Annotated in this window: 22 protein-coding genes and 3 pseudogenes; 11 read left to right on the top strand and 14 right to left on the bottom strand. The window is 67.6% G+C overall.

Features of this window, described 5'->3' with window-relative positions; genetic code table 11:
- Positions 1-283 precede the first annotated feature (283 nt).
- On the bottom strand, positions 284-1,360 hold the full coding sequence (locus AC07CM_RS36950) for a fatty acid desaturase family protein (RefSeq protein ID WP_478880870.1): 1,077 nt from the start codon (positions 1,358-1,360) through the stop codon (positions 284-286).
- A gap of 450 nt (positions 1,361-1,810) precedes the next feature.
- On the opposite strand from AC07CM_RS36950, the gene AC07CM_RS36945 reads away from it, so the two are divergent.
- Together AC07CM_RS36945 and AC07CM_RS36940 are read left to right on the top strand one after the other, a co-directional pair.
- Positions 1,811-2,185, top strand: coding sequence for a roadblock/LC7 domain-containing protein (locus tag AC07CM_RS36945; protein WP_478880869.1), 375 nt, complete (start codon positions 1,811-1,813; stop codon positions 2,183-2,185).
- A 195-nt stretch (positions 2,186-2,380) separates the two neighbouring features.
- Entirely contained in the window at positions 2,381-2,767 is a 387-nt protein-coding gene (locus tag AC07CM_RS36940) for an ArsR/SmtB family transcription factor (RefSeq protein ID WP_478880868.1), read from the top strand.
- A gap of 288 nt (positions 2,768-3,055) precedes the next feature.
- On the opposite strand, the pseudogene AC07CM_RS36935 reads toward AC07CM_RS36940, so the two are convergent.
- Positions 3,056-3,327, bottom strand: a pseudogene (locus AC07CM_RS36935) (restriction endonuclease); the annotation flags it as partial.
- A gap of 456 nt (positions 3,328-3,783) precedes the next feature.
- Here AC07CM_RS36935 and AC07CM_RS36930 point away from each other — a divergent pair.
- Positions 3,784-4,326: a DUF4328 domain-containing protein gene (locus AC07CM_RS36930; RefSeq protein WP_478880867.1), complete on the top strand. Its 543-nt coding sequence runs from the start codon at positions 3,784-3,786 to the stop codon at positions 4,324-4,326.
- Positions 4,327-5,836: 1,510 nt separating this feature from the next.
- Here the strand turns inward: AC07CM_RS36930 and AC07CM_RS36925 are convergent.
- Positions 5,837-6,475: a VOC family protein gene (locus tag AC07CM_RS36925; RefSeq protein ID WP_478880866.1), complete on the bottom strand. Its 639-nt coding sequence runs from the start codon at positions 6,473-6,475 to the stop codon at positions 5,837-5,839.
- A 932-nt stretch (positions 6,476-7,407) separates the two neighbouring features.
- On the opposite strand from AC07CM_RS36925, the pseudogene AC07CM_RS36920 reads away from it, so the two are divergent.
- Positions 7,408-7,527: pseudogene (locus AC07CM_RS36920) on the top strand (IS5/IS1182 family transposase); the annotation flags it as partial.
- Between the two features lie 94 nt (positions 7,528-7,621).
- On the opposite strand, the gene AC07CM_RS36915 reads toward AC07CM_RS36920, so the two are convergent.
- The gene (locus AC07CM_RS36915) at positions 7,622-7,792 is read right to left on the bottom strand and encodes a hydrophobic protein (protein ID WP_478880865.1); all 171 of its coding nucleotides are present in this window, start codon (positions 7,790-7,792) and stop codon (positions 7,622-7,624) included.
- A gap of 517 nt (positions 7,793-8,309) precedes the next feature.
- Here AC07CM_RS36915 and AC07CM_RS36910 point away from each other — a divergent pair.
- Entirely contained in the window at positions 8,310-9,350 is a 1,041-nt protein-coding gene (locus tag AC07CM_RS36910; protein ID WP_478880864.1) for a vWA domain-containing protein, read from the top strand.
- 552 nt (positions 9,351-9,902) lie between these two features.
- Here the strand turns inward: AC07CM_RS36910 and AC07CM_RS36905 are convergent.
- Entirely contained in the window at positions 9,903-10,748 is an 846-nt protein-coding gene (locus tag AC07CM_RS36905; RefSeq protein ID WP_478880863.1) for an SDR family NAD(P)-dependent oxidoreductase, read from the bottom strand.
- Between the two features lie 196 nt (positions 10,749-10,944).
- On the opposite strand from AC07CM_RS36905, the pseudogene AC07CM_RS36900 reads away from it, so the two are divergent.
- Both AC07CM_RS36900 and AC07CM_RS36895 read left to right on the top strand, forming a co-directional pair.
- Positions 10,945-11,022 (top strand): annotated as a pseudogene (locus AC07CM_RS36900) (IS5/IS1182 family transposase); the annotation flags it as partial.
- Positions 11,023-11,508: 486 nt separating this feature from the next.
- Positions 11,509-12,060, top strand: a complete 552-nt coding sequence (locus AC07CM_RS36895; protein ID WP_478880862.1) for a hypothetical protein — start codon at positions 11,509-11,511, stop codon at positions 12,058-12,060.
- Between the two features lie 435 nt (positions 12,061-12,495).
- On the opposite strand, the gene sigJ is transcribed toward AC07CM_RS36895, so the two are convergent.
- Positions 12,496-13,413, bottom strand: coding sequence for an RNA polymerase sigma factor SigJ (gene sigJ / locus AC07CM_RS36890; protein WP_478880861.1), 918 nt, complete (start codon positions 13,411-13,413; stop codon positions 12,496-12,498).
- A gap of 97 nt (positions 13,414-13,510) precedes the next feature.
- Between sigJ and AC07CM_RS36885 the strand changes: the two genes are divergently transcribed.
- On the top strand, positions 13,511-13,885 hold the full coding sequence (locus AC07CM_RS36885) for a hypothetical protein (RefSeq protein ID WP_478880860.1): 375 nt from the start codon (positions 13,511-13,513) through the stop codon (positions 13,883-13,885).
- 224 nt (positions 13,886-14,109) lie between these two features.
- Here the strand turns inward: AC07CM_RS36885 and AC07CM_RS36880 are convergent, their stop codons facing one another.
- Genes AC07CM_RS36880 through AC07CM_RS36870 form a run of 3 tightly spaced genes read right to left on the bottom strand, consistent with a single transcriptional unit; the run spans position 14,110 to position 16,400 of the window.
- Complete coding sequence (locus tag AC07CM_RS36880; protein ID WP_478880859.1) at positions 14,110-14,829, bottom strand: L,D-transpeptidase family protein; 720 nt, start codon at positions 14,827-14,829, stop codon at positions 14,110-14,112.
- Positions 14,822-15,328 carry a SigE family RNA polymerase sigma factor gene (locus AC07CM_RS36875; RefSeq protein WP_478880858.1) on the bottom strand — a complete coding sequence of 169 codons (507 nt, stop codon included), beginning with the start codon at positions 15,326-15,328 and terminating at the stop codon, positions 14,822-14,824. The genes AC07CM_RS36880 and AC07CM_RS36875 overlap by 8 nt, the downstream gene beginning before the upstream one ends.
- Positions 15,329-15,386: 58 nt before the next feature.
- Entirely contained in the window at positions 15,387-16,400 is a 1,014-nt protein-coding gene (locus AC07CM_RS36870; RefSeq protein WP_478880857.1) for a L,D-transpeptidase, read from the bottom strand.
- Positions 16,401-16,906: 506 nt separating this feature from the next.
- On the opposite strand from AC07CM_RS36870, the gene AC07CM_RS36865 reads away from it, so the two are divergent.
- Complete coding sequence (locus AC07CM_RS36865) at positions 16,907-17,698, top strand: alpha/beta fold hydrolase (RefSeq protein ID WP_478880856.1); 792 nt, start codon at positions 16,907-16,909, stop codon at positions 17,696-17,698.
- Here AC07CM_RS36865 and AC07CM_RS36860 read toward each other — a convergent pair.
- Positions 17,640-18,431 (bottom strand): bestrophin-like domain, encoded by a 792-nt coding sequence (locus AC07CM_RS36860; protein ID WP_478880855.1) that lies wholly within the window; start codon positions 18,429-18,431, stop codon positions 17,640-17,642. The genes AC07CM_RS36865 and AC07CM_RS36860 overlap by 59 nt on opposite strands.
- 139 nt (positions 18,432-18,570) lie before the next feature.
- On the opposite strand from AC07CM_RS36860, the gene AC07CM_RS36855 reads away from it, so the two are divergent.
- Both AC07CM_RS36855 and AC07CM_RS36850 read left to right on the top strand, forming a co-directional pair.
- Positions 18,571-18,708 (top strand): hypothetical protein, encoded by a 138-nt coding sequence (locus AC07CM_RS36855; RefSeq protein WP_478880854.1) that lies wholly within the window; start codon positions 18,571-18,573, stop codon positions 18,706-18,708.
- Between the two features lie 1,067 nt (positions 18,709-19,775).
- Complete coding sequence (locus AC07CM_RS36850) at positions 19,776-20,129, top strand: hypothetical protein (RefSeq protein WP_478880853.1); 354 nt, start codon at positions 19,776-19,778, stop codon at positions 20,127-20,129.
- Between the two features lie 486 nt (positions 20,130-20,615).
- Here the strand turns inward: AC07CM_RS36850 and AC07CM_RS36845 are convergent, their stop codons facing one another.
- From AC07CM_RS36845 to AC07CM_RS36830, 4 genes are all read right to left on the bottom strand, one after another.
- Positions 20,616-23,720 (bottom strand): CHAT domain-containing protein, encoded by a 3,105-nt coding sequence (locus AC07CM_RS36845; RefSeq protein ID WP_478880852.1) that lies wholly within the window; start codon positions 23,718-23,720, stop codon positions 20,616-20,618.
- A gap of 758 nt (positions 23,721-24,478) precedes the next feature.
- Positions 24,479-25,243: a DUF3592 domain-containing protein gene (locus AC07CM_RS36840; RefSeq protein WP_478880851.1), complete on the bottom strand. Its 765-nt coding sequence runs from the start codon at positions 25,241-25,243 to the stop codon at positions 24,479-24,481.
- Positions 25,244-25,686: 443 nt separating this feature from the next.
- A complete protein-coding gene (locus AC07CM_RS36835; protein ID WP_478880850.1) occupies positions 25,687-25,860 on the bottom strand; it encodes a hypothetical protein in 174 nt (57 codons plus the stop codon).
- 18 nt (positions 25,861-25,878) lie between these two features.
- Positions 25,879-26,226 (bottom strand): hypothetical protein, encoded by a 348-nt coding sequence (locus AC07CM_RS36830; RefSeq protein WP_478880849.1) that lies wholly within the window; start codon positions 26,224-26,226, stop codon positions 25,879-25,881.
- Between the last annotated feature and the right edge of the window lie 130 nt (positions 26,227-26,356).

The raw sequence follows: 26,356 nt of genomic DNA, 5'->3' as shown, positions 1-26,356 counted from the left end.
AACTGGGCGGTGAGGACAGGGACGGCGTGAGGGCGCAGTCATGGCGCAGCGGCACACGCGGGATGTCCCACTCCCCCGGCTCCACGGGCAGGAAGGGCGCGGTGTGGTCGGCGGCCGGCCGGCCTCCGGTTGCGGCTGGGCACGGAACCTGATGCCCGGGAATGCAGCGGGACGGTGGCCACTAGCGGGCGGTGCAGCGGCGGTAACCGGCCGGACGGGATTGCCCGCACCCGTAGGAACCCGTCCCCCGCAACGAGGTTTCTGACTCACTCGGCCCGACGTGTCACCGTGCCCTGCGCTGCTGCCTGATCGGCTCTCCCACCCGGTGCAGGTGGGTCAGGGCCTCTCGGTAGGAGCGGATCAGTCCGGTCTCGTGGTAGGGCACCCCGATTTCGGCGCAGTACTGCCGCACGATGGCCTGGGCCCGGCGCAGATGGGGCGTGGGCATGCTGGGGAACAGGTGGTGTTCGATCTGGTAGTTGAGGCCTCCGAGCATCACGTCGGTGAACAAGCCGCCACGCACATTGCGGGAGGTGAGGACCTGGCGTCGCAGGAAGTCGGGCCGCTCGTCACCGGTGAAGGTGGGCATACCCTTGTGGTTCGGGGCGAAGGTGCAGCCGAGATACACACCGAACAGGCACTGATTCAGCGCCAGACACGCCAACGCCTTGCCCGGCGAGAGAACCAGGAACAGGGCGGACAGCAGACCCGCGATGTGCAGCAGGAGCAGGGCTCCCTCCAGCGCTCGCTTCTTCATGTACGGCGAACGCAGCGCCCGCAGGCTCGCCACGTGCAGGTTGAAGCCTTCGAGGGTCAGCAACGGGAAGAACGACAGGGCCTGGTGGCCACCGATCACACGCGCCACACCATGGCTGGCACGCGCCTGGTCGGTGGACCACACCAGGATGTCGGGGGCGACATCGGGGTCCAGGTCCTCGTGATTGGGGTTGGCGTGGTGCCGCGTGTGCTTGTTCATCCACCAGCCATAGCTCATGCCGACGCCGAGATTCCCGAACAGCCTGCCCATGATCTCGCTGGGCCGGCGCCGCCGAAAGACCTGCCGGTGGGCCAGGTCATGCGCAAGCAGGGCGACCTGGCCGAACACGAAGGCCAAGAAGGCCGCCACGGCCAGTTGCCCCCAGGTGTCACCCAGAACGAAGAAGGTCCCCCAACCTGCGGCGTACAGTGCGCCCACCAGGCCGATGCGCGCTGCGTAGTAACCGGAACGCCGACGCATCAGGCCGGCCGCGGCTATGCGTTGCGAGAGCCGTGCGAAGTCGCTGCCGCCCTCGGCACCAGACCCCTCTGTGAAGGCAGGAGCAGACTGGGGCGTCAAGGAGACATCGGGCGTTGTCGTCATGCCCGAAAGTCTTTCGTCGGCCCCGCGACCTGAAGAAGCCTGCCAGCCACCCTCTGCGTGCGAGGCATTCCCCAGGGCCGCCCGGGGGTTATCCCCCGGGTGCGACAGCAGCCCAGGCCCCTGCCCGGGCTCCCGCCAACCGGCCCTCGACGAGCGGCATCAATACGGGAGCACGGCACACCGACGCCACCCCCTCCGCAGCCCGCCGCTACAGATTTTCCGGCGGAGAACTGTGACCCTCACGGCGTCGAACCCAACGGCAGCCCCATTCCCCACCCCCGGACGATCCGACAATTCCGATCGCCGGATTACCGCATTAGAAGTCTCATCGATCATCTTGGGCCGTTCTTGATCAGGTTTCTCCCGCGACGGGCCGGTGCGCATACGGTGCGATCACGGGCGGGCCCGGAAACGGAGCCAGCCGCAGCCGAAACCAAGGGGAGGGCGCCAATGGCGACTGTGGAAGTGGCGTTGAAGGAAATGGTGACCGGGGTCGAGGGGGCGCTGGGGGCGGCTGTCGTCGACTACACCAGCGGCATGGCCCTCGGCACCCTGGGCGGGGGCAAGGACCTGGACCTGACGGTCGCCGCGGCCGGGAACACGGACGTGATCCGCGCCAAGGTGCGCACCATGGAGCTTCTCGGGCTCAAGAGCCAGATCGAGGACATCCTGATCACGCTGGATGGGCAATACCACCTCATCCGACTGGTGACCGGCCGGGACGGAAACGGCCTGTTCCTCTACCTCGTGATCGACAAGGCCCGCTCGAACCTGGCCATGGCACGCCATCAGCTCAAGCGGATCGAAGAACAACTCGAGGTCTAGGCCCCCTCCTGGAGGCCGGGCTGACGCACGCTCACAAATTGAAGACTTCTTCAAGCCATCATATGGAGAGGACGACAATTGATGAACGGGAGCCGCCCGGACCGAGAAAAATGAACAGGCAGGACTCATGGCGCGGCTGCGTCCCCGGAGCACGGCCGCGCCATGAGAGGCCACTAGACAGGCAGGAAGAACGCTATGCAGGTTCCTCTTTATCAAGCCAAAGCAGAGTTCTTCCGCATGCTTGGGCATCCGACGCGCATCAGGGTCCTGGAGCTGCTGCAGCACGGCCCAGTGCCTGTACGGGACTTGCTCGCCGACATCGAAATCGAGCCCTCCAGCCTCTCGCAACAGCTGGCCGTCCTGCGTCGTGCGGGCATCGTCGTGTCCACACGGGAGGGCTCCACCGTCACGTACGCGCTCGCCGGTGGCGATGTAGCCGAACTCCTGCGTGCGGCTCGCCGCATCCTCACTGAGCTCCTGGCCGGACGGAACCAGCTCCTGGCCGAACTGCAGCAGACCGACACCTCCCCGCCACGAGCGACAGAGGCAACCAGACCCTCCATTGAGTCCGGCGCCCGCTGAAGGGGCGCGCTGCTGCAACTGACGCCCTGTCTGTGGGGCCGAGGTGCCGGTTGGACGCGTCCATGCGGGTTGTCCGTGCGGCGCGAACGAACCGAAAGTCGGACCGTCACCGTTGTCCACGGCAGCCAAGACCCACGTGAGAAAGGCCGGCCGATGCACCGCAACACGTTCTTCCTCTCCCTGTGTGCCCTTATCACTGCCGCCGCGACAGGATTCCTCGCGACCACCGCTCTGCGCAGTCGTTACGACATGCGCTGACGGTGGCTCAGCCAAGGGTTGTTCACCTTGGGAGGGCTTGGGCAGGGGCGGCACGGCCCACAGCGGACAGGAGTCGGCCGCCCACAGCCCGAGTGTCTGCCCCTCCACCACATGCAGCCGCTGCTCCTGCGCGAAGACCACGGCCGGCACCGCCACCCGAGTGACCGTGACGATCACTGCGACGTCCGCGTGTACACCTGGCGGGCGGTGCCGTTGAGGACCTGCAGATCCGGGGTGCCCACGGCCGAGCCGCTGGCACCGTTACGGCGGTGCTTGCACTGGATCACCCAACGCCGCCCGTATCACGGCGCCGTTCCCTCACCGCCCGCCGAAGCAGTGTTCCCGCGGCCCAACCCAGCCACGGCATCCGCACTCTCGCGAGCCGCATGCCTCCGGTCGGCCCACCAGCCCTCCCAAGGGCAGCTCCGGCGCGACAGTGCTTGAGCGGCGGTCCTGGACGGGAGGGCCGGTGCTGAGGCCAGGATTTCAACGAGGTGTGATCGGCACGGAGAGGCAGGGCTGGGCGCGCGGCGCCTCGGTCGGCACGGCTCGGTATGCCGGCCCGTGACTTCCGCAGCCCCGTGAGGTTAAGATCCCCCGCCGACCTGCAGGAAGTTCCAAAAGGCGGCTCCAGGAGGTGTGGGGTGGGCAGGGCTGCAGGGACACGGAGCGGGCTGACCCGATGGACGTGCGGCATACTCGCCGCCTACGCAGTGCTGACTGCGGCGGCCGCGATAGCGGCGTGGCACAAGTACCAAGTGCTGCACGCACCGCCACTGCCGGCTCAGCCGGACGGCAGCGAGGCGCTGCCGCTGATCAACGCCGACATATGGTTCGGAAATCTGAGGGGCTGGTGGAACGGCGCCACCCTCGTGACGGTGCTGGTCTTCAGCATCTGGATGTCCCGCATGCGCGACCTCGCGGAGCTCCTCTGGCCTGAGGGACAGCGACGCAGCCGTGCCTGGTTGTTCTTCGGCTGGGTGGTTCCCATTGCCGATGTGTTCGTGCTGAAGATGTTCGTCAACGACCTGTGGGCCGCCGCCCGGCCGGCGACACGGCGTGAGCGCGGTCACCCACTGCTTACCTTCTGGTGGTTCTCCGTCCTCGCCGCGGGCGCCGCAGGCACCGACGCCCTGTCCGCGCTGAAGCAGGCACACACTGTCAGCCAGACCAGCCAGGCATTGCAGCAGGTCATGGAGAGCAATCTCCTGTACATCTGCGCTGCCGCCCTGTCAGCCGCCGTAGTCTGGCAGCTCAGCGGCAAGCTGAAGAAAGCCATGCAGGCGACTTTGGCGTCGTAACACCTGAGGTCGGTCCTCAAAAGATCCTGCTACGAAGACGGCCGCCTGGTGAAGGCCAGGCTCGGCGCGGTCGACCCCGACCCGGCGCGGCCCCAGCCTTCGACACTCCCGTGGCCTTACCGCGGCGACAAACGTCATCTACTGCGTACGCACCACAGCCACTGATTCACGTTGCCTACGCTCATCGCCGTTCCTGCGCAAAGTCCCACGATCCCCGATATCAGGCCAAGCAGCAGACCGGCCCAGTGCGGTACGACACCCAGTAGGTACGGGATGGCGAGGAGAGCGCCGACCGCCGCAACGCCAAGGGCGGGGAGTGTGCATTCTCGGGGAGTACCGGGAAGGCCGAGGAAGCGGCCCGACGGAGAGCGTGGTGTCGGTCTCCCGCACGGATGCGGCACCGGCACGCAGATACTTCCCGTGGTCCGTGTCCGGCGTCACACCCCAAACGACTTGACCGGAGTCGGAGACGAAGGCGGCCGCGGCCCTGCGCTGCCTGTCGGTGCCCGCACTGCCCCGCCAACGGGTGGGCCAACACAGCCAGCCGCTGTGACCCACGAGCCGGGCAGCAGCCTGAGCGAGGTGTTTGTCGCCGACGGCTGTGCGGAAGTTGGCGCCGGGCATGGCCTGTAGCCGGATGGTGCGTTGCATGTCGGCGTCATTCTCGGGCTCCGGTTCGATGCAGTAGGCGCCGCTTTCCCGTGCCGAGCCACGGAACCGAACCCGAATCGCGTGCACGCTGCCCGCGGCCGCGTCGCGCCTGAGGATGCGCTGTCCTGGACCGAGCTGGTTCCTGAGCAGGACGAAGGCGTACAGGGACAGTACCGCGCCAAAGGCCCAGATGAGCAAGACGTACAGGTCTCCCAGGATCGCCATATGGCTGCCGTTGGCGGTGCAGGCGGCCACGAACGGTACCCAGACGGTCAGGTAGGCCGCGACGACGTATCCCCAGTCGCGGCACCGCCCCCAGCCTGCCCGGAACCCCCTCTCGGGGAGGATCGGTGGCCGCTAGCGGCTCCACGGGGAGCGCTGACCGAGAGGCCGGCAGCCAGCCCACGACGAACAGCCCCGCCATGGCCAGCGGCACCAAGAGGTCCAGACGCGGGGCGTCCCCGCCGGATCGATACCAAGCCGTGCCCCATGCCGCGGCTGCGGACAGCAGGGCCGCCGCGCCCAGAGTCGTGGCGAGCGGTGTAGATCTGCGCTGCATGCGATCTCCCCCGACCGTAAGGTGAAGACCTTGTGCCAGGCGAGGAGATTACGCGCTGTTGATCAGTTGCCCGAAGCCGAGGCGAACCGCGGTGGGGTACTGCTGAAGATCTTCGTCATGTCTCTGGCCGAGGAAAGCCCGGGGTGAGGGGAAGGGTGTTCGGGATGGAGTCCCGCACGTCGACGGGCGTGACCGCCTCGGCCTCGGCTCGACGCCGAAGGTCCCAGGACCTGTTCAGCTGTTGGACGTCGGCAGTGCTGATCCGGACGCTGTCCCGCAGCCAGGAAGTGGTTGTTCCGCTCAGGCCGTAGCGGTCAGCGGGGTACTGGCGCCGGCTTCCCAGACGAAATCGTCCAGATCTCTGCAGGGGCCGGCAGCGCCTGAGAGCGCGAGCCGGTGCGAGCCGGTGCCCTCGGCGGAGACGCCCGCGTCCTTGGCAAGAGCGCGGCGCTTGTACAGGGCGAGCTTGACATGGCTCGGGTCCGTCGCGAACTCGACGTACTTGCCGCCGAAGCTCTTGCCCACACTCAGGCCCCGGTCGCTGTAGAACTGCTTGCTGGCCTTCACGTCCTCGACACCCAGCAGCAGCACGAACTCCTCGAAGTCCTGGGTGACCGGGCCGATGTCCTTCTTCGCGGACGTCGCGATCTTCACAATCGCACCGTCCGGGGCCTGGACGACCCCGCCGTAGCCCCACAGCGACTTCGCGGCGGCCTTGAGGGGGGTGGCACCGGCATCGAGGGCAGCAGCGATGAGGGCGTCGACGTTGCCTGGCTGGGACACCACCAGCGACAGCGTGAAGCCGCGGAAGCCGGCCGTGGCGTCCCCCGACGCGCGAAGGCGCAGGTGCGGCGAGTCCGGCCCGAGGAGAGTGGAGTAGAAGCGGGTGGCGACCGTGAGGTCGGCCACCTCCAGGATGACGGCGTCGATGGAGTTCATGCCTACGACGGTAGGGGCGGCCGGGTGACCGGCGCTTCTCGAAAACTGACCAGTTCTGACGGAGTCATCCACCGGAAGGCGCAGGACGGCGACACCCGCACGGATGGCTGTTGCACCTCGACGGCTCATGGGCCGCGCCACGGCCACCGGGCCCCTCGACGTCCCGGTCGCACACGAGGGCGGTCCCCGGCGACTCGGGTCGGAGCTGCGCATTCGCAACCGTCTCAACCGTGAAGGCGTCCTGCCCGTACACGGTGCCCAAGCAACCATCGGCCCGGACTGCTCCACCACCCTGACGCACGGATACTGGAAGACCATGTGTCGGACCGCAGTTGCCGGCCTGGTTCAGGCTCAGGATGTCGGCGAAGCCGTCGAAAGGCTCAATCGGCCGCTGCGTCGGGAACGCTCGGGTGTCGGCCGCGTGAGGACAGCGGGAAGCGCAGGTGAGTGCGGTCTGTGTGCGCTCGTGTTCCCCGCGGTGAGGCCGGCTCCCAGGGCGCGGGAGCCGATGCACCGGTCCCGCAGGCATTGGAGGTGCAGGTTCCACTGCTGAGCCTGCGGGGCCGGCACTCTGTGCGCGTACCCTGCGATGTGCCCGATACGCCCGATCTTTCCCCTCCTTGTGAGGAGAGTGAGCCTTTTCCAACCTCGGCTCGAGGTGTTGAGTGGACGCCTTGAGGCTTCCGGGCCAACGGCCGTTGGATGCGCGAAGGGAGAAAAGTTGCACATCGAGTGGATCTGGGTGCTACCGGTGGGTGCGCTGCTCCTGGTGGCGTGCGACTACGGGGGTGTGGCGCGGCTCATGTGGGATTTGCAGCCGGCGGCCAGGCGGCGCACATGGCCCGGTCCGACGGGGTTCCGTGTGATCGCCGGGATCTTGGCGGTCGTCGCCATCGTGACTTGTCTCATTCAGCCGGCCCACGGCTGAAGGTGAGCAGGCCATCGCCACCCTCAAGGCCTGGCGACTCTTGCGCAAACTCCGCTGCTCGACCACGCGCATCACCGCCCTCGTCCAAGCTGTCCTCTCCCTGCATCCGGCCGGCTCGGACTGAGAGTGGAAAAGGCTCAGTGTCTTTTCCCGCGCACGTGGGGCCCGGCCGTTTCCGGCCGGGCCCCTCGTCACATCCCTCGTAAGGCGCCTGGTGCCTACCAGCGGTACCAGCGACCCCTGCGGCCACCGCTACCAGCGGGCCGGACCACGAAGCCCAGCAGCCACAGCGCCAGGACGATCACAGCGATCCACCACAGCGCCTTCAACGCGAAGCCCGCACCGAAGAGGACCAGAGCCAGAAGAAGAACCAGAAGCAGGGGAACCATTGTTATCAACCTCCTGGCCACCGAATGCCCTTACTCAGCCCCCACAAGCTGGCAAGAGTGGAGTTACTTCCGCGAGTTGCAGGGCATACGGGCGCTCATTGCGCTTCCCCCTTACTCCCTCGCGCAGTCTGTGCTCTGTTCGCCAGGACAGTGCCCAGTGCTCCTCCACGGCACGGAACCGCTCCACCGCCGCACTCACCCACGCTCTCGGTGACTGTGCCCCGACGAGATGCAGCGGCCGGTGCGGCCCGCTCGAACCACACCACTCGCCGGACGCCCGGAGCGCGGCCGGGTCAGGCGGGTGCTCGCGGCTCAGCCGTACACCGGCGCGTCCGGCAGGCCGATGCACCTGCCGGACAGACCGGTGCACAGACAGGCCCAGGACCGCGAGAGCGCCCGGGGTCGCCCGGCCGCGCCCATGGTCGGGTGAGCTCCTCATGCGGCCTGGCAGCCAAGATCCATTGTCAGTGGTGGGTGAGACAGTAGGAGCATCAAGTCGGAAAGAGGGGGAGCTGTCATGGCCGGAAACCAGAACTACATCAATCACGTTGCTCTTGTACTGGATGCCAGTTCGTCCATGTCACACCTGAGCCGCAAGGTCGTCGACGTCGCCGACCAGCAGATTGCGTATCTTGCCCGCCGGTCCAGGGAACTGGACCAGGAAACCCGTGTCACGGTGTACGTCTTCGCAGACAAGGTGGAGTGCGTCATCTACGACAAGGACGTGCTGCGGATGCCGTCGCTGAAGCAGCTGTATCGGGTCGGTGGAATGACGGCTCTGCTGGCGGCCGCATTGAAGTCTCAGCGGGAGCTGGCGCAGACGGCTCAACTGTACGGCGACCACAGCTTCCTGACGTTCATACTCACCGACGGGCAGGAGAACGCAAGTCACCGCTGCCCGGATGCCCCTACCAAGGACCCGCGTGAACTGGTTGAGGCAGTGGCGGAGATGATGAAGACCCAGGAGGACAACTGGACCCTGGCTGTCCTCGTGCCGGACCAGATGGGCAAGCGCGAGTCCATGCAGTGCGGTTTCCCCAAGGACAACATCGCCATTTGGGACGCCACGAGCACACAGGGCCTGGAGGAGGCCGGACAGGTCATCCAGGAGGCCACCGAGAAATTCATGGTGGGTCGCACCCAGGGCATCCGAGGGTCGCGCGCGGTGTTCTCCACCAGTGCGGAGGCGGTCAACAAAGACACCATCAAGGCGGCCGGCCTCACCCCGGTGAATCCGTCGGAGTATCAGCTGATCCCGGTGACTCGTGACGCGGCGATCCGGGACTGGGTCATCGAATCCGGACACACCTACCGCACCGGTGGAGCGTTCTACCAGCTGAGTAAGTCGGAGAAGATCCAGGCGCAGAAGCAGATTGCCGTGCTGGAGAAGAAGACGGACCGGGTGTACACGGGGCCCGAGGCCCGTGCCCTGCTCGGCCTGCCAGACGCGGAAGTTCGCGTCAAGCCGAACCACAACGACGACTTTACGATCTTCGTCCAGAGCACCAGCGTGAACCGGAAGCTGATACCGAACACGCGGCTCCTGCTTATGCTCTGACGACCTGAAAACACCCTCGGGTCCTGAGGCTTCGTAGTCCCGACACAACACCAAAGACGGAATCGGCGGCTGCGGGCACGGCACAGGCGAACGCGTTGCTGAGACCGCCGCCGCCCGCACGCCGACCTCCTCAACAACCGCGCTCTGGCGCCCAACACGCATACCGTCAACGCGGGGAACAGCAAGAGTGCGGGCCACGATCTCTCCCGTCGGTATGGCTATGGCCCTTTCTTCGGGACCAGGCACATCTGCCATGGCGCTCAACATCGCCGGTTCGGTCAAGTCTCGAGCCCCGACCGAGCTGCTCGACGAGGCCGTGCCGACACCACCGGGCAGCGACAGCCTCCTCGCTTGGAAAATGAGGTTCGGCAGCGCTACGACGAGGCCCGCTCGACGAGGCGCCGCGGGCAGATCCGTGACACCCGCGGGGAGTCGAAACACTGCTGGAGTGAGCTCATGGCCGTCGAAGCTCCGTCTGCCGAGGACGCCTCCCTGCTCGCCGGACCGCCGACGAGCTACGACGGACTACGGGCCCTCCTCCAAGGCTCGCTCTCATCCTCGAGCTTCCCCCCGCCGAGGGGCGCCGTATCCGATCAGGACGTGGGTCAGCTCCATGAGGCGCCGACGGGCCTCGTCGTCGTAAGCCTGCTCGTGCGCGCGAGTGTCCGTGAACTGATCGAAGTAGCGGCCGGTGGTGGATCGCAGAGCCGGATCGGTGATCAGCCGCACGGTCGGCCGTACACCCTCGTCGATGCTTGTCACCGGGGTGAGGCCGTATGCCCGTACGCCCTCGGTGTCCATCAGGTGAGCTGGGTGGAGGGCATTCACGGTGACACCGGCGCCGTCGAGCTCGGCTGCCAGCTCGAAGGTCGCCATGATCATCGCAAGCTTGCTCCTGCAGTAGGCACGTAGTCCCTCGTAGTCGCCTTCCAGCATGACGTCGTCGAAGTCAATGGCGTCCTGCCCGATCGAGGCCACATTCACTACACGGGCGGGCGCGGATGCGGCGAACAGCGGCAGCAGATCACGGGCGAGGGCGTATGGGGCGAGGTGATTCACAGCGAACCGCAGTTCGTACCCCTGTCTGCTCAGCTCCCTCCGCAGGGGCTCGGAACCGCCACCGGCAACCGCGTTGTTGACCAGGACGTCGAGCCGGGGCTCCGCCGCGCGCACTTGGGCGGCCATCGCGTGCACCTCGTCGAGGTCGGCGAGATCCGCGAGGTAGGTGCGGACTGTGGCATCAGGGGCGGCGGCGCGTACCTCGTCCGCGACCGCTTGGAGGCGGGTGCGATCGCGGCCATGGAGCAGGACGGTGTCGCCGCGGGCGGCAAGGCCGAATGCGATTCCACGACCCAGCCCTTGGGTCGCACCGGTGATCAAGGTTGTGCGTCGGTTCATGTCCGCGATCCTGGCAGGCGTACTGCAGGACTCAGGAGTGTGTGCTGAGCCTGGTGTTGTCACCACCAGCCGAGTTTGCCCGGCATAGTCCGGGCTCCGAAACGGTGGTGCCTCAGTAGCGACTCAAAGTCACGCACGACGAGAACCTGCGGATCGGCGCGTTCACGTAGCCACGGTGCAAGCACGACAAGATCCTCGCGACTGCTGCCGGCACGGCGACGGTCTCCATCACGCCGTCCGGGCCGTCGCCCATTCGCACCACCTCGCCCTGGCCTCATGGCCAAGCGGCCCCGTTCATCGGCCCTGGCTTACTTGGGCACAACCTTGTGCGGGACTGGCAGCGCGACAGCAGTCTTGAGGGCGCCGGCGTCCACGACCCCATGCACGGCATCACCCGCCTGTACGACCTCCTGAAAGTCGCATTGGCGGACGGCGGCTTCGGCACCTTGGCATGCTCCGGCACGCCTGAAGAGCGATTGGGGGACGGACCCCAGCGGTATCACCGCCCCGATTGCCACCCGCTACCATGCAGGCTGATTGCCGTAACGGCGCAGCGGATCTTGGATGCCTTCCCAGGGATGCTGCCCTCGGGTCGGCCCGGCGTCGTGTTCCGTTCACAGGAAGGCGCAGCCGACATCGCAGCGGGAGCCCGGACCGCCACCTCGTTGCAGAGTCCCTTGGCGTGGACGGTGGAGATTCGCTCTGACATTCGAATGCCTCCCGGCGGGCGGGTACACCTTTGCTGGGTGATGCTGAAGGCGTGAGCATCATCAGCGAGCACCCGGTCAGCGCTGACCAGATCTACGCGGCGCTGACCGCCCTGGCGGCGGAGCCAGAGGCAGAGCCGGAGAAGCGCCCCAAGGGGCCGCAGGAAGAAGACCGCCTGCACCTGCTGGGCAGCCTGCTGGCGAAAACAGAGCTCGAGATCACCGCCGCGACACGCCTGACCGAGGAAGAGGAGGTTGAGGACGTCCTCGAGACGCTGCTCGGCTGGGGGGAACAGATAGGAGCTGATCCCGGCCTCGCGGTCAACGTCCTGACGAACCGGTTGCAGCGCACCGCGCTGCAGGTCTCCGAACCCGAGGCGGAGGAACTACCACCCGGCCGGGAGGCCGCCTTCGCCGCCGTCATGACAGCGGTGTACGCGCTCAGTGCCCAGCTGCACGCCGAACGTGGTGACTCGGAGGGAACCCGACGCGCTCTGAGCGGGGCGGAAGAAGCCCTTATCGACATCCTGCAAGGTATGCACGACCTGCGCGTCGCCATCGGTGACGCGCCCGGGCCGGAGGACGAGGCCGAGGCCGACGGCTGACGGCTGACGCGCTCGGCACCTGCCCCACAGGCCTCATGGCCATCGGGTCAGCCAGAGGGACACGCCACCGTCGGACCGTCGGCGAGTCGCCCTGGCCTGAACGTACAGCGCCCGCATCGGCGGGCGGGCCGGCCGAGATCACTTCGCCGACCGTGCGTCACGGCGCACTGCCGGTGACTCCGAGGTCCGCCTGTTCCCAGCTCGACGGCGGTCGCCACGGGCGATCGGGTCAGGCCGATGACCCCCGTCGCAACGCCGGGAGGCCGACGCCTGCGGCCTCGGACGGCATGAGCGCGCCGGCACCTCCTGCGACTGCACACTCTGCCGGGCGAGGGCCGGCCAGGGGCTTTCGGATCAGGTCGGATCGTAGCGACGGCGCCTCAATGTCCGACCCGAGCGGGCCCCGCGACCCCGGCAAGATCCGAAAGAGGGGTCCTAGCCCTGCCGCGCCCACGGGCGCAGCTTCTCCGGGTTGCGGATCACCCAGATGCGGGTGACGCGTCCGTCGGAGATGTCGAACGAGGCCACCGTCATGACCACGCCGTCGCGCTGGGCCACCAGGCCCGGCACACCGTTGACCGACCGTTCCAGGAGTTCGAGGCCCGGAGCCTTGTCGGCGATGGCGACCATGTACTGGGCGATGCGCCCGCCGCCCTCGACCGGGCGCAGGACGGTGCTGGCCATGCCGCCGCCGTCGGCGGTCATCACGGCGGCCGGGTTGAGAAGGCCGACGAGGGCCGCGATGTCCTTGCTCTCCCATGCCTCTTTGACGTGCCTCACCACGTCGGCCTGGCCGGTCGCCGGCACCGGAGCGCGCGCGGCGCTCACCCGCCGCCGGGCGGAGGCCGCCAGTTGCTTGCAGGCCGCAGGGGTCCGGCCGAGAACGTCGGCGATCTCGGCGAACGGGTACCGGAAGACGTCGTGCAGGACGAAGGCCACCCGCTCGGCCGGCGTCATCGACTCCAGGACGACGAGGAAGGCCATGGTCACCGACTCGTCCCGGACGATCAGGTCGGCGGGGTCCGCACGGCCGGCAGGGACGGCGCCGCCCGCGTGGTCCCACTCGGTGCGGTCTGGCAGCGGCTCGGGCAGCCACGCGCCGACATAGCGTTCACGGCGGGACCGCGCCGAGCCCAGCAGGTCCAGGCAGATGCGACTGGTCACCGTCGTCAACCAGGCGCCGGGGGAAAGGATCTCCTCCTGCCGGCTTCGTGCCAGCCCGTACCAGCGTGCGTAGGCGTCCTGTACGGCGTCCTCGGCCTCGGTCACCGAACCGAGCAACCGGTAAGCGACATTGATCAGTTGGCGTCGCTCACCAGCCACCTCGTCCGTGCTGGTCCTGACCGTACCCATGGTGCCGCCCCCCTCGCCTTACCTTTCGCAGGCCCGCGTCGTCGGGCTGGTGAGACCTTATCGATCTACTGCCGGACGGCGGAAAAAGGGGAGTGACATGGCCACTCAGGTGACGACGACGGCGAACGCACGGCGCAGCACCTCGTTCCTGCAGATCGCGATCGCCCTGCAGACCCTGACCATATTCCTTCAGGCGGTCTCCGCCGGGCTGTTGATGACCGCGTCCTACGGAGAGACGCTGCACAGCGTCGGAGCCCGTGTGATGTACGGGGCGTCGATGCTGTACGTGCTCGCGGCGGTGCTGGCGTGGAGGCCGGGTGGCGGCTCGCTCCGGCCTGTCTGGCACGCGTCCGGTTTCCTCGTGCTCGCCTCGGTCCAGGTCGTACTCGGCATCGCGCACGTCCCGTCGGTCCATCTCCCCCTGGGCGTCTTGATGTTCGGTCTGAGTGTGCTGGCGCTGGCCCGGCGCTGAGGTCCGGTACCGTGCCCGCCGGGATCAGCTGGGTAGGGAACCGCGACGCCGCAGACGATGACCGCGAGCGGCAGCAGGTGGACGCGGAGGGCCGGTATCCGCACCGGGCGGCGACGTCCCGCGATGCGGTCGTGTCGGCGCCCGGTTCGCGGCCGCCTCCTCGGGGCGGACACGTTGCGCGCGGCCCGTTCCTTCTTCCCGGGCGACGCGTCGGCGGTTCGGCGTCAGCGGTTGCCGTTGATCGGTTGGCGGTCGGTGCACGTGGTGTCCGGGTCCGCGTCTTTCACCTGCCGGCCCTTGATCTCTACATGTGCGCCGGGCTTCATGGCGTCGTACACCCACTTCCCGGCCTCGGGTGCGAGGGCGATGGAACCGGCGCCTGCGTTGTTGCCGATGCTGTTGAGACCGGCGGCGGGGTCCAGCGCCCACATCAGCAGCCGCTGGTGGTGACTGCGATCCGTGAAGGTGACCGCCCACTGCCTGATCCGCGCATACTTGGTGATCTTGTCGGGGCGCAGGGTGAGGGTGGGGTACTTGGCGGTGACCGTGACCGTCGTCTCGCCGATCGGGCAGTTTTCCTGCGGAGCGCTGATGGGGAAGGTCCTGCCCTCCATGGTCAGTGTGTGGGCGTCCAGATCGATCGTCACCTGCTGGGCGCGCGCCGGGGACGGGACGGGTTGAGGGGTGTGGGACACGGACGTCGCGGGGGGTACGTCCGGCTTGGTGGGGGCGCCGAGGGCGCCGGAGGTGACGGCGGTGAGGGCCGCTGCCGCGAGCGCGGTGGTGGAGACGACAACGCGTCGGCCGCGGCGACGGCGTGCCGCTCGGCTCCTCACCTGTGCCCCGGTGGCCGGAGCGGGTGCCGCGCCGCGCGCGGCCAGGCCTCGAAGCCGGGCGGACAGCTCCGCCTCGGTCAGGGGATGCGGTGGCGGCTGATCAGACACAGGCTTCCTCCGTCGGGTGGGGTTCCTCGCTCACCAGGTGCGCGGCGAGTGCCGAACGGCCGCGTGACAGGCGTGCCTTGATGGTGCCGACGGCCGCGCCCGTTTCGGCGGCTATCTGCTCCACGCTCAGATCGCACAGGTGGTGCAGCACGATCGCGGTCCGCTGGGATTCGGGCAGGCGCCGCAGAGCGGCGACCAACGCCACGTGGTCGGGGCTGGGTTCGGGCACCGGCCGCGGCGCGGGCTCGCCTCGGATCAGCTCCCACCAGTGGCGCGCCCGCCGCCAGCGGCTCATCGCCAGACGGTGTGCCACCGTGCGGATCCACGCCTCGGGAGCCTGGTCGCCGGTCAGGACGGACGAACGCCGGTCCCAGGCACGTACGAACGCCTCCTGCACCACGTCCTGGGCTTCGGCGTAGTCCCCCGTCAGCGCGTACAGTTGGCCGACCAGACGCGGGTAGGCAGCCGTGTAGAAGAGGTCGAACTCGTCCTCGTTCACCTTGTCGTGCTCTCTCTCACGGCGCGGGGCGCGTGCTGTGCGGCCGGTGCGGTGGGGGTCATGCGGTCGTTGTCTCCCCGGCGGCGCTGTGCGCGAGCCACTGCTTCCAGGTCAGGTTCCAGTCGCCGTAGCCGTTGCCGACGGCGACCCTGTCCTTGTTCGACCCGGTGACCGTGACGACGTCGCCGACCCGTATCTCATGGTAGAAGCGCTTGGCGGTGCCATCGGTGGCGAGTCCGACGCAGCCGTGGGTGACGTTACGGCGTCCGGCCTCGGTGTCCGCCCGCGGGTTCTGGTGCACGTACGTCCCCGATGTCGTCAGGTGCACGGCCCAGTAGTAGTCGCCGCGGTACTCGTTGCCGAGGCCCACGGTGCGGGAGTCCATGCGCACCTTGGGCTGTTTGTCCATGACGACCATCGTCCCGTTCCAGGTGTCCAGCCCCGGCTGCCCGGTGGTGACCGGGATCCGATGGGTCGTCCCGCCGGTGCGCACGGTCATCTGGTGCGTCCTCGCGTCGACCGTGGCGACCAGCGACCGGCCGATGGTGAAGTGGCGGACGCCGTGCGAGCCGAGGCGCAGAGTGACCTTGGTGCCGGGCTGCCAGTAGGTGGTCATGGGCCGGAAGTCGACACGCTGTCCGTCCAGGCGGCTCTGGTCCTTCACCCAGCTCCACGCGCCGGTCGTGCCGGAGGAGGTCTGTACGCGCAGCCAGCTCTCCACGGCCTTGCGCTCGGCGGCGAGGACCGGCCGGGAGAAGGTGACGGATATCGGCATGCCCACACCGACCGTCTGCCCGTCGGACATGTTCACCTGCGCCTGCGCGAGCACGGCGGGCTCCGGCATGGACGGAGCGGGGCGCGCGTCGGACGCCTTGCCCGTGCCGTCGTTGTTCCCGCCCTTGGCCTTCGCGGCCGTCGTGGCGGAGGCCTGGGCATCGGGTGCGTTGGCGGACGTCCGTATGCCGGTACCCGCGTCCGTCGAGCAGCCGACGGCCGAGAGCAGGGCGATACAGGCGGCGGCAGCGGCGCCGAGATGGCCGGCGGTCCGACCGGCCGAACGGTCCAAGTGCATGAGGTCCCCCATGTGATGTGCGGTATCGCCTCCTATACGCACGGGCTCGAGGCCAGGTTGCACGGCGTCGCAGACTTTTTCGGGCGCGATGAAGCCCGAAGCTCCCGACCGCTGCCCCACGTGCGAACGCTTCCGTCGGTCAGGCGCAGGGAGACGACGGAACAGGGCTCGGTGTCCTCGGTGTTCGCGAACCAGGAAGGCTCGAAGGTCTCAAACCGGCGAGGCCCACAGGTCAAGTCCCTGCCGGGGCCCAGGTGGTGGGTCGGATCCCCCATGCCGTCGTGGGCGAAGGGGACGTCTCGACCGGGGTCGTGTCCGGAGCAGAACGGCGCGGGCAGCGAGGTGGTCGGCACAGCTGTCAGGACGTCAGGACATAGCCCGCACTACGTCGCCGATGAGCGTGTCGGGATCCATCGGCCGGACCGTACACCGACGTTGATTCCCTGGCGGATTGGCCGCTGGTGAACGCCAGTCTCCCGGCAGGACCTACCGCATATCCTCCGGACATGGTTGATCACCACTCGATCCACCTGGGAGGGATCCGGCTGGCCTATCAGGTGTCGGGGCCGCCGGATGCCGCGCCGCTCGTCCTGTTGCACGCGCTGGGCGAGGATGCCACCGACTGGGAGCCGGTGGTGCCCGTCCTCGCGCGCAGTTGGCGGGTGTACGCCCTCGATCTCCGCGGACACGGCCGGAGCGACTGGCCAGGAGACTACTCGCTCGAACTCATGCAGGCCGATGTGCTCCGGTTTCTGGACACGTTGGGACTGCGCACAGTGAACCTGATCGGCCACTCCATGGGTGGGATCGTGGCCTACCTGCTCGCGGCGGACCATCCGCAGCGAGTAAGACGACTCGTTTTGGAGGACGTTCCGGTTCCGCGCCCACGGGAGCCGGCCACCCCGACCAGGCCGTACGGCGACCTGACCTTCGACTGGGAGATGGTGCCGGCCCTCAGGAGGCAGATCGACGTGCCCGACACCGGGTGGCTGGAGCGTCTCAGCGAGATCACCGCCGAGACCCTCGTGGTGGCCGGCGGTCCCCCCGGCTTCGTGCCTCAGGACGGCATCGCCGAGCTGGCCCACCGCATCCCTGGTGGGCAAGTGATCACCATCCCGGTCGGCCATCTGATCCACGCCGCGGCACCAGAAGCATTCACGGAGGCGGTTTCGGCGTTCTTGAGGTGGCCGCCTACGTCGGTACTGCAGGGCAAGGGTTACGAGCGGTGTCACGAGGGGTTCACGGGGTCCAGTACTGAGCGAGGGCTCCCTCCCGGTACGGGGCCGGGCTCACACTGAGTTCGCCGGCGAAGGGGCGGTCCAGGACGAAGACCAGGAGCAGGCTGAAGCCGACGAGGCCTGCCACCGAGGCGACGAAGAGGAGCTGGACCCGCAGCTTGCGCATGCCGTACAGGAAGGTGAGCGGGATCAGAACGATCGCACCGCCGAAGGCAAGGACTTGAAGCAGGGGCGGGAGCTCCTGCCCCGCCATCGTCAGCCGTGCGCGGCGCTGGGAGGCGACGTCGTTGAGGTGGGCCACGGCCTGCTCGTAGAAGACCTCCTCGCGCTGACTCTTCGGATCGTAGGCCTGCAGCGCCTCGAAGGCTCCTCGGAGGTGGCTTTCTGTGGCCCCGTAGCTTGGATGTCCCGCGCGCATCCGGGGCCACTGGTTCTCGACGACGGCGTGCACGTAGCCACTCAGGCTGGAGTCGAGGCGGGCGCGGACCGGTGCCGGGAACGCGGCGGCGTCACGGGTGATGAGCGCCGCGTCGGTGGCCTCGGAGGCGACGATGGTCTGGGTGTCCTCCAGCTGCGTCCAGAGGGTGACAATGACGAACGCCAGGATGATCCCGTAGATGGCGCCGAACATACCCAGCGTCACACCGACCATGTCGTTGTGCTCGCCTCGGGCCACCGACGGGTATCTGCGGCGCAGCAGCACACTGCCGGCAACCGCCAAGAGAACGCTCCCGCCTACGGTGATGACGGCGAGGGTGAACGTGCTGAAATGGTTGAGCAGCCAGAGCGACATGAGTGCGGAGTCTAGGGCTGCCACGACTGCCCACCATCTCGCCGACGAACCGCAGGCAAGGGGCTGCGGAGGCAGTTCACACCACCGAGTGAGGGGCAGACCCGGCCTCCCTCATCACACTTTGCGGCCCCATGGGTATGTGACGCGACAGCGGCCCAACGGCGACGCCGTCATCGTCCTGCTCGGTGTCCGAGAGCGGGTGCGAGCAGTGGCGGGTGTGGAGGCGGGGGCCGGCGACGCCGATGAGCAGACCCGTACAGCCGTCGCGGAGTCCTGAGGTTGCATGCCGCTTGCGGCAGCTGAGTCAGCCTGCACGGGTATCTGAACCGCAGAGCCACTCCCAGGTCCATGGAAGGTCGGGGCGTCGTTGGACGAGCAGCCGTAACCTCACCTCTGGCTGCACAAGCCGGTCAGCTGGTCCGACACGCGGCGGTGACCGTCAGCCGAGCGGGCGGACTTCGGACCGGGCCCCAGCGCCGCCGCGGAAGGGGCCCAGGAGCGCTCCGCCTCCCGTATCCCTCGTGTCGGCAGGCGCTCGAACGGGCACATGGTCCCGAACCCTTACCTGAGATTCGGCATTACCGCGCTGCCGGATGCACCACCGCTCTTCGGTGGAAGCAATCACGCTCGCCCCAATCCGGAGCGGCGTTCCGATTCCCCGGGCGGCTGGCAGAGGCCCCGGCCGAGTCCTGGGCATCAGGAGACCCGGGTGCGGAGTGGCTGAGGTAGGGAAACTCGGGCAGCAGGTCGGCGTGGCGCCGATGTGGTCGTCCGTGATCTTGCCGTCAGAGATCTCAGCCAGCCGGGCGGCGCGGTTGCACCGGTCCAGGCAGCACTGACACCCAGGCACCTGTGGGCTCGACATTGCGCACCCGGCCGGGGCGCGGCCTTCGACGTCACTGCCGGTCAGGCAACGCCGGCACCACAGAACGTCAGGGCCCGCTGTGCTCGCGCCAGGAACGAGAGGGTGGGTTGAACTTCACGGCCTCCCGTGCCCCTGCTCGCCGCGGCCCACCTGCCTCCCACCGGTCCAGTGCCGACCAGGCACCCTCATCGCCCATGGCAGACCGCGCTCGCCGAAGGCCTCGCCGGCCGCCTCGATCGGCCCGTCGCCGTCAACCTCGCCCGCTGTCGGCGGACGCGACGGGGCTCGTGGCGTCGATGACCCACTTGTCGCTGACAGGGCCACCTCCCGGCCACCCCGATGACCACCTTGGAATAGCCGAGGCCGTGCGGCACGGTCACGGCACAGACCGGTCGGTTCAGCGGTATGACACTTGTCATGCGCAACGCTGGACGGCGGGCACTAGGGGCTCATGTACCGCCGCGCCTACGGTACTTCCCATGACGAAGAGCAGCGGAGAGGATCCGCAGAAGACCGACGTAAAGGTGAGCCTGATCGGTGGTCACCGCCTGGTGGGAGCCAACCTCCACGAGCGGACCGTCACCGCCTCCCTCATCGGCGGGGCCGACATCGATCTGACGGACATCGACATCCCGGACGGCGCCGAGCTGCGCATCACCAAGCTGAGCCTGATCGGCGGCGTCAGCCTCAGGGTCCCCCACGACGTCCGGGTAGAGGTCCACGGGCTGCGCCTGGGCGGAGTGAGAGACGACGGTCCGAGCGAGCCGGGCGGCCCGACGGTCCGCATCGACGCCTGGGGTCTGGTCGGCGGCGTCACCATCCGCCGCGCCTAGGAGCTGGCTGCCCGAGCACGTGACTGTTGCTCGGCGGATTTCGCTGACCGGGCCTGTGCCGTTCAGGCCTTCGGCGGGACGACAAACCACCTGAGCACGACCAGCGACTACGGCGACTGCCCCACCCTGGACGAGATCGAGGGAACCGATGAGATCCTCGTCCAGGACGAGCGTGCGGCCGTCCGAGATGTTCGTCCGCGTCCCGCGCAGCCTGCTAACCCGGTACACGCCGCGTGTGCCTGGTGGACGGACCGCCCGCGCAGGCGCAGCGGTTCCTCCTCGCGAGCGGGCCCGGCAACTGGCGGCCGACGAGGACATCCGCAACCTCCCCTCCCCCCGGTGCAGGCCGAGCAGCTGCGGCGATCTTGTGCAGCACCAGGCTCCAGCCCGAGGCACCTGGGCCCCTCCCGTCGACCACCGCGGATGGCGAAGACGGACCCTTCCAGCCCGTCCATGTCTCTCCGGCCAAGGTAGAGGGCATTTATGTCATACCTGCGGGTGAGCAGCGCGTGCTGCCGGACTGCCGTACACGGCGTACGCCAGCCAGGTGGGGTCCCCACCCTGGCCGCGGATGGCCTGCCGCGCACGCAGGGATGCTTGGCCCAGCGTCTGCCCCTGTGTGACCAGGTGGTTGTAGAAAGTGTCGGCGAATGTGAGGGCCGAGTCCGAACGCACCGGCCACAGCGTGCCGATGAATGCCCCGGCTCCGGCGCGCAAGAACTGGGGAGCCCATCCCAAGCTCGTCGCGAACCAGTCGATCTCACCGGCACTGCGGCATGCGTTGAAGAAGACCAGCGGGTGAGTGGCCCGCAGGGCACCAGACTGCGTGGCGTAAGCGAGGTCGATGGGATCGAAGCGGCCATCAGCCATGGCGACGTGGGAGCCAGAGCTGCTGAAAGCGTTGTGGCAAGCAAAGTGCAGCAGGCCGACTTCTCCTTCATCAATGAGGTCACTCACCACGCTGCCATGAGTCAACGTGCCGAGATCGGCCACCGCAGGCCCAAATCTGGTGCGCAGGGCAGCCACCTCACCGTCCGCCTCCGGCGGTGAGCCCGGGGGCACGACGAAGGCGACTTTGTGTAGCGACAGTTCGCGTACTCGTTCCTGTCCAAAAACCCGGCGTACCACCGGCAACCATTCGGCGAGGAAGCCCTCACCTTCGTGATCACGGTCACGGGGGTACAACAACTCCCACGGCACTGCATCGTGCTCGCCGAGCACAGTCAATGCCGTAATTCGACCGGCCTCCTCCCAAAATTGCCGCCGCACGGCATCCGGTACAGCACTCGCCCACAGTTGCACCCCAAGATTACGGAGCCGACGACGAGCCTGGCCCTGGTCACCTCCACAGCCAGGCCCAGCCGCCGCGGCGGTGCGCCGTAGCTCGTCATAGACAAGCTCCCGAGCGCCGAGCGCATCACCCGCGATCAAGCGAAAAGACTCAGGGGCATAGGTTGTCTCGCTGAGCAGCTGGAAACTGTGGGCCCCGTCCCGTCCCTTCAGGACTTGCAGGGTCACTTCGCCTGGGTCAAAGGCCATGGTGGCCAACGAAGTGCTGCGGGTGGGACCGTCTCGGGCCGGGGTACCGGTCTGCACTGAGATCTGGGCGCGCAATTCACCAAGGAAGGTGCCGCCTCGGAAGGCCCTTACCGTGACCGTGTGCAGCCCCGACGCCATGGTCTTCAAGCCGAAACGTAAGACATCCGAGTCTCGCCCAGGCATCACTGTCAGCTCCTGTTGAAGATCCCCGAGCGCCAATAGCCCCGGTGCATGCACGGCGATGATCAACCGTGCCCCTTCAACCGGTACGTGAAACTCGCGCAGCGCTACACCCGTCACCGCGCCCCCCGGGCCCCGCGTGACCTGCACTTGCAACGGCACCTCCCGGCCTGGCGGCGCCTGCTCTGCCAGTTCGGCTACCATTCTGTGCGGCGCAACAGGTTCCACATCTGACGGATCAGCTGGACGTTCAGGCGGAGTAGCAGTGTGATGACTTGCGTAGCCGACCGTCTGGGGATCGGTGTTGCCGTCCTGGCTGCCATCGCCGATCGCGGGTCCCGCAGCGCCGGCAACTACCGGCCCAGGCGTGCCCGTGGCGGACTGTTCCCTGCGCAGCTCACGCAGCCGGAAGAGCAGGTCCTGGATGGCGGGAATCGGCAGTGCCTGAACGTATGCGGAAATATCTCCGCCGATATACTGGGGGACTTGAAAGTCGGCGAGCTCGCGGACGATGCGGATCATCGCCATGTTGTCCCCGCCAAGCGCTTCCACTTCCGCCTCGAGTTCGAGGCCAGCCCGGCGGGCCTCCACGCGCGCCCGGTAGCCGTCGACGAGGTCGTCCAGCTCGGCGTTCTCGGCCGCCACGCCGAGCTCTTCCCCCCGGCTCTCCTCGATCAACCTCGCCTTGAGGGCGTCGAGAAGAGCCGGATCCGTGGGCGTGAACCGACCGAGGCTGGTGTCCAGCGCCTCCACGCCCCACTTTTCCAGCGCGTTTCTGACCCGGTCGCCGAGGTCCTTACGGATGTGCTCGTAGCCGGCGAGGACCTGAGACGCTGAGTGGCTCAGGGCGATTTCGTTGAAGTACCCGGCGACGACGACGCGGAGGACGTTCCGCACGAACCGCCTCATCGGGGCGGGGTCGTCGATGAGGCCACCCAGCCCGGCCGTGCTCACTTCGCCGAACCGACTGACCAGCGTCGGCGCCGCCTCCGGCGGAATCCGCAAGCTCTGCCAGAGGTCCACGGACAGGTCGAAACCTTGGACGTTGACGATGATCTGCCCGAGGTCGGCATCGTAGGTGTCTGCTTCGGACTCCTGAGTGTCGTGCCACTTGAGGATCAGCATCCGGGTCGGAATCACCATCACCCGTACGAACCATGGGTTGAGCGCACGGGCGGTGCCCTCGCCGAGCGTCTGCTCCTGCACGCCCCTGCAGCCTCCGTTTGCCAGGAACACCCAGGGGAGGCGGAAACCGTGGTGCCCATCCACTCGCGGGGCGACCGTGCCGGTGGTGTCACCGTTGGGCTCGGCCCCGTCCAGGGCGATAACCACTCCGGTGTAGCCCTCCCCGATGGAGATCTCCTTCAGGTGGGCTTCGGTCAACCCCTCCTGGGAGGCTGACACGTTGTCAACGGTGATGACTTCGAACAGTTCCGGGTTGATGTCGTAGTACGCCCCGCCCACGAGGATGGCGAGTTGCTTGCCCTGCTGGCCTCCACCCGCGAGGAACGCCTCACCGTCCTGAAAGCTGTCGCATTCCACATGGCGACCAAACCGCTGGTCGAAGGGCCGCTTGGCACCCGCCTTCGCCCAGACCAAGCCGATCGTGCCGGCTGGGACACGTACTTGGGGTACGAACTCCACCGAGTGAATCACCGGCAACAACCAGTGGCACCCGCCGGGGAGCAGAGTGCGGGCTGACACCCCACGCCCGTTGGCCGAATTGACGCCTTTGAAAGCGGAGTTGGAGTGCTTCAAGCCGAACCGGCGGGTGACGATGCCGACATGGCCAGCAGGCACCACGACACGCCCGGCCCAACCGAGCCAGGTGAAAGCTGAGAGCAGCACCACAAGCAAAAGAGTGATCAGCATGGGCGTGGGCTGGCCTTCCGCTCTCGTAGCCGTGCACGCACGGCCGGCACTGTCGCGTTCCAACGGGTCGTTCCAGCCGGGACGGCGTAATCAACTTATCGCCTGCGTTCATCAAATGACAGAACGTCAGGATGCCTCTGGCTTCTGGGCACTGTTCGGACTGTCGGAGTGCCAACTGGAGCCGCTGGTGACCAGGCTTCAGACCGCAGAGGAGGTAGGTCGACTCGGCTCGGACGGCGGATGTCGGCGACGGCCGAGCATTGGTTCTGAACCACATTCAGTGTTGAAGCCACGCAGTGTCACCACGACCACGATCCAGCGCGCCCCTGTGCCAGATCCTTCGTTTACCGCGTCCCGCCGACAAAGAGCAGGAGCCGCCAGGGATGGCCGGTCTCAGTCTCACCTTTCTCACATGGCGGTCTGCAGCCGGTCCGTGGTGCCGCACCAAGAACAGCTGCCCTGGCACGCGGAGCGGTGTGCTCAGCACGCCGCTCTCCCCATGGCCGGCGGCCTCGCCGTTGCCGACCGGAGAGAAGAAGGCGGGGGCGGGGCCGACAAGCACGGCGTGACCGTGAGGCCGAGGCCCCTTGGGCGTCCCTGAGCAAACGGTAAGCGGGTGATGCACTGCCCGGGTGGACGGGCAGGTGGTGCCGGGAAGCAAACACGCCGGAGGCGGCCTGGGAAGCGAGAGCATCCGTGCTTGAGAACGTTGAATTCATCTTTGCGAGACGCATCATCGGCCGGACAAGACCCAGTACTCATCCATCGACGGATAGCAGGCCATCTGTTTGCCCCTTGATACGCACCGCCTCCCAAACGGCCCCCACGAGCAAGACCGCAGCGAGCAGGCCGATCACGATCGAGCCCTTTCGGATTCCGTCGGCGTCGCGTCCGTCGAGGTACTCGACGTGGACGACCTCGGTGGGGTCGGCCGGGTTGTACGCGACGGGTATCTGCGCTCCCGACCTCGTGTCGCTTGCCGAGCTGAGCGCGACATCGACATCCGCTCGGACGGCGCCGGAGGGTGTGCCGAAACGCACTGTCACGGCGGTCGCCTGGCCCTCCTCCGACCTGCTGGTGATCTCGACTACGGTTGCCTCGACCCTGTGGCCCTGGTCCCGGAGGTTCGCCAGCATCTGGTACTCCTGAGCAGCGTTCCATGCCATGACTCCGACTACGACGGCGCACACCAGGAAACCCCCAGCAGCCAGCCGGGCTCTGATCCAGCGCGGGTCCAGCAGCCACGATTTCGGACCGAGTCGCAGCAGCCTCGCCGCGAGGCGGCCCGGCGAAGGAATCCGGCCGGCCCAACGATGAGCCCAGCCTCGGCGGCGTGCCAGCCAAGAGAGGCCGTCCGCTGCGGCCAGCGCGACGGCCCAGCAGAGAAAATAGAGCCAGAACGGCCCAGGCGGCCTGAATGCCATCCACACCACGATGGAGATGACGACCGCCAGTGCCCTCCACCCGAAAGGAGAGCCGTGCTCATGGGGGTCGCCGCTCAGCAAGGACTTGCGCTCATCCACCTGCGCCTCCACTCCCCGTTACGAGATGAGACTCACGGGCTGCCGCGTTGGTTGCGGTGGTATCCGGCTGTTCCATGCCGGACGGTCCCTGTCCAGAGGCCCGTCGTCCGGTTCCCGGACTTCAGCCTCGCTGATGCCCCAATCCCGTCCCAGCTCGTCCACGACCCCGGCACAGGGCAGCCTCGGGCGGCATACGCCTGCCCATGTACGAAGACCCCGGCCTCAGCCTTTCCGCTGAGGCGGGATCTTTGGGCACCTCATTTGAGTGGCCCCCGGCAGCATTCGGATCTGCGCACACGGGCCCGAAGTGATTACGCAGATCGCCGAAGAGCTCTCTGACCTGCGGTGGAGTTCGTCAGAGCGTGCCACCGGCGCGATTGGCGCCGGAGGTGTGCCGGGCTTCCGCCGCACGCGGACGCGAACCAGTCGCGCTTCCGACATGGTCAGCGCTTGAACGAGTCTTTGGTCCTCTCCTTCGCGCCCCGCGTCTTGCCACGCGCTTCGAGGGCGGCACCCTTTGCTGCGAGGGTATCTTTGTGCACCGCGTGGGCCACCTTTCGGACGGCCTTTCCTACAACCTGTTCGGCCTTCGCCTTGGCTTTCTCTCCGGTACTCATCCCAGTACCTCCGCACACTCACTGGCCGAGTGCCCTTGAGGCCGGGGCCGCGGCGGTGGCCACGGCGGCGATGTCTGCGGTGTCGGTGGAGCGCATCAACCGCAGGACCGCCCTGACGCCCGCGATGATCTCCTGGTTGTCAGTGAGGCGTTTCACCGTGGCGAGGAACGATGAGGACGACCACGGAATGTACAGGCCCAGGCTCGTGACGAGTGACGAGAAAGTTGCTGCTACGACCCTCCACCGGCACAGCAGCGGGTTCGTCCAGAAGTCACTGCCGACAACGCGAGGATCTGGTTGATCAGTGCGCTGGTCGAGCGCCAGGGCGACGTCATCACCAGAGTTGCGATTCATGGCGATCAGCACCGCCTGTTCAACGTCGAGCCAGGGCGGTTCGAGGGGGGTGGTTCTCGTGCTTTCCCGTGCCTCGCGAAAGCTCGCGAAAGAATGCGCAGTACGGATCGTCGGCGAACATGTCCATCGATCGGGACGCCAA

Source organism: Streptomyces sp. NPDC044061 (genome assembly GCF_056434305.1).
Note: the sequence above shows the minus strand (reverse complement) of the source record. Positions and strands in the feature narration are given on the sequence as shown.